The sequence below is a fragment of the Betaproteobacteria bacterium genome, assembly GCA_016791345.1.
GTDB lineage: Bacteria > Pseudomonadota > Gammaproteobacteria > Burkholderiales > JAEUMW01 > JAEUMW01.
The window spans coordinates 1-6,694 of sequence record JAEUMW010000326.1 but is presented as its reverse complement, the minus strand read 5'-3'; the positions used below and the strand labels follow the sequence as shown (position 1 = coordinate 6,694).

The 6,694-nt window shown below is 67.2% G+C and carries 6 protein-coding genes; 3 read left to right on the top strand and 3 right to left on the bottom strand.

The window, feature by feature from the left end:
- Window positions 1-140: 140 nt before the first annotated feature.
- The 3 genes from JNK68_13005 to JNK68_12995 form a co-directional block, all read right to left on the bottom strand.
- Window positions 141-2,075, bottom strand: coding sequence for an FAD-dependent oxidoreductase (locus JNK68_13005; GenBank protein MBL8541273.1), 1,935 nt, complete (start codon window positions 2,073-2,075; stop codon window positions 141-143).
- 235 nt (window positions 2,076-2,310) lie between these two features.
- Window positions 2,311-2,754, bottom strand: coding sequence for a cache domain-containing protein (locus JNK68_13000; GenBank protein ID MBL8541272.1), 444 nt, complete (start codon window positions 2,752-2,754; stop codon window positions 2,311-2,313).
- Between the two features lie 114 nt (window positions 2,755-2,868).
- Window positions 2,869-3,429 (bottom strand): OmpA family protein, encoded by a 561-nt coding sequence (locus JNK68_12995; GenBank protein ID MBL8541271.1) that lies wholly within the window; start codon window positions 3,427-3,429, stop codon window positions 2,869-2,871.
- Between the two features lie 235 nt (window positions 3,430-3,664).
- Here JNK68_12995 and JNK68_12990 point away from each other — a divergent pair, with 235 nt between their 5' ends.
- The 3 genes from JNK68_12990 to JNK68_12980 form a co-directional block, all read left to right on the top strand.
- Window positions 3,665-4,528 (top strand): quinoprotein dehydrogenase-associated SoxYZ-like carrier, encoded by an 864-nt coding sequence (locus JNK68_12990; GenBank protein MBL8541270.1) that lies wholly within the window; start codon window positions 3,665-3,667, stop codon window positions 4,526-4,528.
- A 127-nt stretch (window positions 4,529-4,655) separates the two neighbouring features.
- Window positions 4,656-5,615: a GGDEF domain-containing protein gene (locus JNK68_12985; protein MBL8541269.1), complete on the top strand. Its 960-nt coding sequence runs from the start codon at window positions 4,656-4,658 to the stop codon at window positions 5,613-5,615.
- Between the two features lie 121 nt (window positions 5,616-5,736).
- The coding region (locus JNK68_12980) for a zinc ribbon domain-containing protein (GenBank protein ID MBL8541268.1) at window positions 5,737-6,694 on the top strand (958 nt) is incomplete at its 3' end.

The window sequence follows — 6,694 nt, the reverse complement described above, 5'->3', positions numbered from 1 at the left end:
GCAGGGAAGAACGGGTTGCCCGCCGATGTATCCCTATGGCATGCACCGTCGCGTCGCACGGCAGGCACCGTGCGCCCACGGCTGGTGCATGGCGATCGCCGGATTTGCCCGACCCAGGGGACCGGTCGAGCGCGGTGCTGTCAGGACTTGACGGTGAGCAGTTCCTGCACCGCGCGCTGCGCCATGTCGATGGCGCCGTCGGTGTAGGCGTAGGCGGCAGCATCGGCATTCGCGATGGCGATGCGTCCGAAGGGCTTGCGGCCGATGACGTTCGGCGCTTCGCCCCCATCCAGCCAGAAGGGATCCCAGAGCGAGTTGTACTGATACGCGTAGCCGTGCGGCCAGCGGTTGACGGTGATCGCGAGAATGTCGTCGGCGGGATCGAAGCCGCCGGCGCCCAGTACGCGGGCGAGTTGCTCGCGGGTCTTACGTTCCATGTCGGTGAAAGACGCGGTGAGCAACTCCTGGCGGCCGACGCGGTGCTGATCGCGCGCCGGAAGTCCGGGCGAACAGGGAGTGCGCGAAAGGCACACGACAATCGGTTGATCGGGCGAACGCGTGCACTGGTACGCCCCGATGCTCACCGGCATGTCGAGTGCCACACCCGAATAGTAGCTGCCCGGCCCCTCGACCTGCGAAACCTTGAGCTTGAGAAAGGCGTTCCAGTCGCGCAGCACCACGTTCGTGTAGACGAGGGGCACCTTCGCGCCGTAGGCGAGCGCCTCGCGCTGGGGCGCCGGCAACTCCGGACAGATGTACGGGATCACGCCGTTCCAGCAGGCGAGCACCACGCGGCCGCCACGCACGCGTTCGAGCTTGCCGTCCTTGACGTAGGACACCTCCACCTCGCCGGCGGAAGCAGGATCACCTACGTGTGCAACATGCACGGCCGTGCTGTTCAGGCGCACGCGCGCTGGCTGCCCGGGCAGGTCGAGGCGAGCGTAATCAGCGCGACTGGTGATGATGTCCTCGGCACCGTCACCCGGAATCGCCTGCGGGATGAGCTCGCGCACCAGGAGCCGGGCCACCGTCGCGTTGCCATCGGGGAAGTGATAGAAATAGGAGCCGCCGTCGCCGGTGACACCGTGCATGGCGTCGTGATTCATGCCCGGCCCTGGCGTGCGCTCCAGATCGAGCCCGCCAAAGCCCGGGTAGTCGAGACCCCACGCGTCCTGCGCAGGCACCGCGTCGATGCCGACGCCATAGAGCCCGTGCGGCAGCGCCTGCAGGAAGGGCAGCACGCCGGCATCGCATTTCGCCACCCGAACGAGATAGTCGTGGTAGCTCATGCGCGCGAGACGCGCCTTTTTCTCGTCCGAGCTCAACCCTGGCAGATAGTCGATGTTCTCCTGCTGCAGGCGTAGCAGATCCGCCTGCGCGGCGGGGGCCAGCGGGGTCGCGGCGAGAAACCGCTTCATGGCGACGGCATCCGCCGCCTTGCCGAGCCAGCCGCTGTTGTTCGGACGCGGCACCAGGCGATCGACGCCGAAGGTCTCGCGGTCGAAGAAGACGCCCGGACCCAGCCCCAGTGAGCGGTAGAGGCGCCGGTCGACCACCTTCGCAAATCCGGTCACGTCGATGCCGAGCCCTTCGATCAGCTTCTTCGCGCTCGGGCTGTAGGGGCCCGGACTCTCGATGGACCAGGTGCCACCGAAGGAGACGAGCGTGCGATCGCCGACGGTGAACTCGTTGCGCTTGGCATGCCCGCCGAAGTCGTCGTGGTTGTCGAGGATCAGGATGCGCGCATCCGGCCCCGCCGCCTGGCGAAAATAGTACGCTGCCGCGAGCCCGCTGATGCCGCCGCCCACCACGACGAGGTCGTATCGCTCGCCGGTGTCGCGCGCAGCCTGCGCGTCGAGCTTGAGCTCGCCGCTGCGCAGCGCATGGGCGACTTCGTACGAACCGACGTGGCTGCCGCGCAGCCCGGTCAGGGCGGGTGGGTAGTAATCGTGCGCCAGCCGGAAAGCGCCGACCGCGGCTTCCGCCGCTTGCAGCCGGCGCGGTCCGACGAGCAATCCTGCGGCACCGAGCGCAACACCGCTCAGGAAGTCGCGACGCGAAATTCGCCGATCCATCCCGAGTTCTCGGTCGCGGCGCTTGCTCATGCCAGTTTCCTCAAGAATGCGAAGGCGTGCATTTTACCCGAGCGGTTCCGAGGAACCCGGCGGCGCCCGCCACAAGGCGTCCATCGGCGCTGCCCCCCGCTCGCCTGAAAACGAAAAGACCGCAGACTCTCGTCTGCGGTCTCAGGTTCCCTGCGGGCTTGCTGCCCCTGGTCAGCCGGACCTCGTCACGGGAGGGTGCAGGTCATCACTTGTAGTAGCCGACTGCGCAGATCTGATCGCCGATCTTGGTGTAGTAGACCGTCTTTTGGACCAAGGGCTCTGTGGTGCCCGGGCGCGGCCACATGTACGTGACCTCGGAAATCTTTCCTTCCTGCGCGTTCTTGTACATCTCTTCGCCGATCGGCTCACCTGCTTTGCCCTTCAGATCCTTCAGGCTCTTGCCAAGGAGAGTCGGATGCGCGGTCACCATGCCGTCGGCCCCGCCGCAGTATGGGTAGAGGTCGCGATCCTTGAAGCCGCCCTCGCCCTTCTGGAACTTCGCCAGTGCACCTGGCTTGTCCGCTTTGACCGCAGCCACCGCCTTCTCCAGCATCGCCTTCGCTTCGGCGGCGGTGCCGTAGTCGGCAGCCCACGCAGTACCGGCCGCGAACCCGGCCGCGATCGCACCCAGAACCAGTTTCTTTACCATTTCCTTCTCCCTTGTTGTGATAGATGGGGAAACAAGCCGCCATGGAAGAACGGCGCGAGGATGATACGCCCGACACGAACCCGGACGACAGATGTCGCCGGACAGCGACAATGACTACGGCACGCGTCGACTGGGGGGAGTCTTGAGGTCGATGTAGCGCAGTTCGACGCGGCGGTCGAACTGGTGGCAGGCCTCGTTGGCGCAGCGCTGGGCGGCCGACTTGCCCGCGGGCGCAGTCTGCTTGCGGATCTGCCCAAGCGCCGCCCCGGCCGCTTTGAGCTCCGCCGCCACCGCATCGAGACGCTTCTGACCGAGCGCAACCTTGTATTCGGTGCTGCCGCCGTCCGCGGCGCCGTAGCCGATCAGGGTAACCACCAGCCGGCGGTCGTTCTTGAGCTTCTCGGCATGCTGTCGGATCGTCTGCTGGCCGGATTCATCAATGACGCTCGACCCCTGCGTGAAGTAGACATTGTCGCGGCGGTTCAGGTCCGGCAGCGGCTCTTCGATCACGGGCGCGCTGCTCTCGGGCGCCGCAGGCGCCGGTGCGGGCGCGGGCGCAGCCGGCGCTGGTGGCCCTCCAAGCGGACCGCGCGGCGCCTCGGTGGTCGCGCACGCCCCGAGCGCGAGGCAGAGGCCGAGCGAAAGCGCGCGAGCGTGGAACGGGCGGGCAGTCATCGGGCGGCGCATGATGATAGAGTTTTGTTATCGCTGTGAGCGACCGAGAGGCCGCCACCGGCAGGGGGGCGCACCGTGCAGGAGCAACAGCGCGGTCCATCGCGCTGCCCGGGACTGCGTCGGCGCCGCCGCATCCTGAAGCTCGGGTGCGGCGCATATGTTCGTACAACTTCGCTGAACCTGTCCATGGCCGCGACGCCCTGGGCGATGCCGATTTGCGGCGGAAGGAGGAGATATGGTTGCAGCCGTACGGGCTTTCGCGTGCTTGCTCGGGCTTTCGGTCGTGATTCTGTCGGCGACGCTGGCGACGAGTCGAGCGGCCCCGGGTGGCCTGCCGCTCGATGCCGCCGACAACGCCCCCACGGAGGAATGGCTCAAGATCCGCAAGGTGCTCTTCCAGGATCGGCCGATCTTCGATTCGGGCTCGGTGGTCACCCTGGAGATGCCGCGCCGCCAGGCGTTCGGCGCGACCGTCCCGATCGCCATCCGCACGAGCATGCCGCAGCGACCCGAGCTCTACATCCAGCGCCTCTACCTCGTGGTCGACAAGAATCCCTCCCCGGTCGGCGCGACCTGGGAGTTTTCTCCGGAAGTCGGCATGGCGGAACTGGAAACGCGCATCCGCGTCCAGGAATACGGCCATGTTCGCGTCATCGCGGAGCTGTCGGACGGGCAGCTGCACATGGCTTCGCGCTACGCCAAGATCTCGGGCGGTTGTACCCAGCCGCCCAACAAGGATCAGGCGCAGCAGGCGGCCGACCTCGGCAAGATCCGGCTGCGCCTCGCCGACCGGCTCGTCGCACATCAGATGAGCCCGGTCCAGCTCCAGATCAGCCACCCGAACAACACCGGCTTCGAGTTGAACCAGATCACGGTGATGTACATCCCCTCGCACTTCGTGTCGAAGGTGAAGGTCACCTACGCCGGGGCCACCCTGCTCTCCGCCGACATGGATTTCAGCATCTCCGAGGATCCGTACCTGCGCTTCAACTTCATCCCCAGGCAGAGCGGGGAAATCGACGTCGACGTGGAAGACTCGCACGAGCTTCGCTTCCACCAGGCGTTTCCGGTTCGCGTCGAGCCGGCGCCGATTTCCTGAGCGCCATCGGCAAGGGCTCGTCGGGAAGCCGCTGCGAGGCTATCGCGAGGTCGGGTTTCGGGCTATATTCCACCGACGTATCCCGCCTGCCCGCGTCCGTCGAGACGGCGCGGGTTCCAACGCAACCATGAACAACTCACTTACCGAGGCCGACTGGCAGGCACTGGCTGCCTCCCGCCTGTTTCGCGCCGTCGACATCGAACTGATCGAGCATCTGCTGGGCGACTGCGCAGTGTGTGACCTGCGCGAGAAGCAGACCCTGCTCACGCAGGGAGACGCACCGAGCAAGGAGATTTTCGTCGTGCTGCGCGGCCGTGTCAGCGTTCATCTCGCCGGGACCGATGCGCCCCTGCACACCGTCATCGAGGCCGGCGAATGCGTCGGCGAGATGTCCGCGGTGGACGGCGAGCCGATCTCCGCAACCGTGGTGGCGCTGGAGCATACACGTCTGCTCGCCATACCCGAACCCGTCGTCTGGTCGCTGGTGAACACGTCGCACGCGGTCGCACGCAATCTTCTGTACGTGCTGTCGCGGCGCATGCGCCACGACAATGCCGTCATCGTCAACGGGCTCGACCGCGAGCGTGAACTCGAGCACGCTGCCAGCACCGACGGTCTCACCGGCCTGCACAATCGGCGCTGGATGAACGAAGCGTTCCGGCGACAGCTCGAGCGCTGCGAACGCGACGATGTCCCGGTCAGCCTCGTGCTGATCGACCTCGACGGCTTGAAAGCCTTCAACGATGCCGCGGGTCACCTCGCCGGAGACATGCTGATCTGCATCGTGGCCGACGTGCTCGCGAGACACCTGCGCCCGGGCGATCTGCTCGCGCGCTTCGGCGGCGACGAGTTCTGCGTGCTGCTGCCCGATACTGCGCGCACCGACGCGCTGACCGTCGCGGAGCGCCTGCGCGCCGCGGTCGAAACCGAATCCCCTGACAGCCGCCTGAAACTGGCGGACCCCACCACGATCTCCTGTGGCATCGCTAGCAGTCCGCCGGCGACGACGCTGCAGGAGTTGCTCCACGCGGCAGACGAAGCGCTGTACCGGGCCAAGGAAAAAGGGCGAAACGTCGTCTCCGAGTAAGCGCACCCGGCGTTCCCGGGCCGCCCGGCGTCGTCCGGTTTTCCGGCTTTGCTGCAAAGCCACACGTTCCGCACAGGCTGGGCTAAGATAGCGTCTGGGGAGCCAATCGCCGGAGAGCGGAATGGAAAACGCGTCCCTGTACCCCCTCAAGTGCGGCTTTTGCGCTCACGCGAATCCCGCCGATTCCAGATACTGCAACGCTTGCGGCGCGCCGCTGCGGGTGCAGCCCTGCCCGCATTGCGGGACGGTGAACGACTCGACGGCGGCGATCTGCCAGGAATGCGAAGCGCCGCTGGCAGACGGCGGACCGAATGAGTTCTTTCTGCCGCTGCCACCCGACGGGTCCGCCCGCGGGGAGGCTGCCCGTGTTCCTGCCACCGCCGGCGCTGTCCCCCACGCCGCCGCCCCGGTCGACGATTTCGTCCTGCTCGCAGAACCCGGGGAGATTCCCGCCGAACCCCGTCGGCGCGACGAAACCGAGGTCCGCGCACCTGCTGCCATCGCTTCGTCGGAGGCAGTGGCGACGCTGCTACATACCGAAGCGGCGAGCCCCGACCCTGAGCCCATCCCGCAACCCGCCGCGGCGCCGGTCGAGGTTGCGCCCGCCGTTTCCGTGCAGGATGCGCCGGACCCGCAGCCTGCCGCACCGATCGTGGACACCGCGCCCGGCACACCCGAACGCGGAGGGCGCGGTCTCAAGACGGTTATCGCGCTCATCGCGCTCGGCATTGCCGTCTATTTCGGCTATCGTCACTTCCAGCGCTTCGATCCCAGCGACGCTGCCTCGCGCCCCGCCACGACCAGCGTCGGCAAGGACCTGCTGGCACCAGCGCCAACAGAAAAGGCGGTTGCTACGCCGGCTCCCGCTGCTGCACCGGGGGCCGCCTCGAAGGCTGCCGCCGCCGACGGTGCTGGCGGGAAAGGCGGCCACGGCGTCGAGCCCGCGCGCGCGGCCCCTGCCCAGCCGGCGCCCACGGACATCTTCATCACCAAACCAGAGTCTTCGCCGGCGCCAGCACCGGAGACACGGCAGGCCGCCAGCACGCAAGGCGCAGTTCGTCGCCCGGCGACCCCTTCGG

What these genes read in the sequence shown, in the direction of transcription:
- JNK68_13005 (MBL8541273.1), bottom strand. Translation starts at nt 2,075, where the DNA reads ATGGATCGGCGAATTTCGCGTCGCGACTTCCTGAGCGGTGTTGCGCTC.
- JNK68_13000 (MBL8541272.1), bottom strand. Translation starts at nt 2,754, where the DNA reads ATGGTAAAGAAACTGGTTCTGGGTGCGATCGCGGCCGGGTTCGCGGCC.
- JNK68_12995 (MBL8541271.1), bottom strand. Translation starts at nt 3,429, where the DNA reads ATGACTGCCCGCCCGTTCCACGCTCGCGCGCTTTCGCTCGGCCTCTGC.
- JNK68_12990 (MBL8541270.1), top strand. Translation starts at nt 3,665, where the DNA reads ATGGTTGCAGCCGTACGGGCTTTCGCGTGCTTGCTCGGGCTTTCGGTC.
- JNK68_12985 (MBL8541269.1), top strand. Translation starts at nt 4,656, where the DNA reads ATGAACAACTCACTTACCGAGGCCGACTGGCAGGCACTGGCTGCCTCC.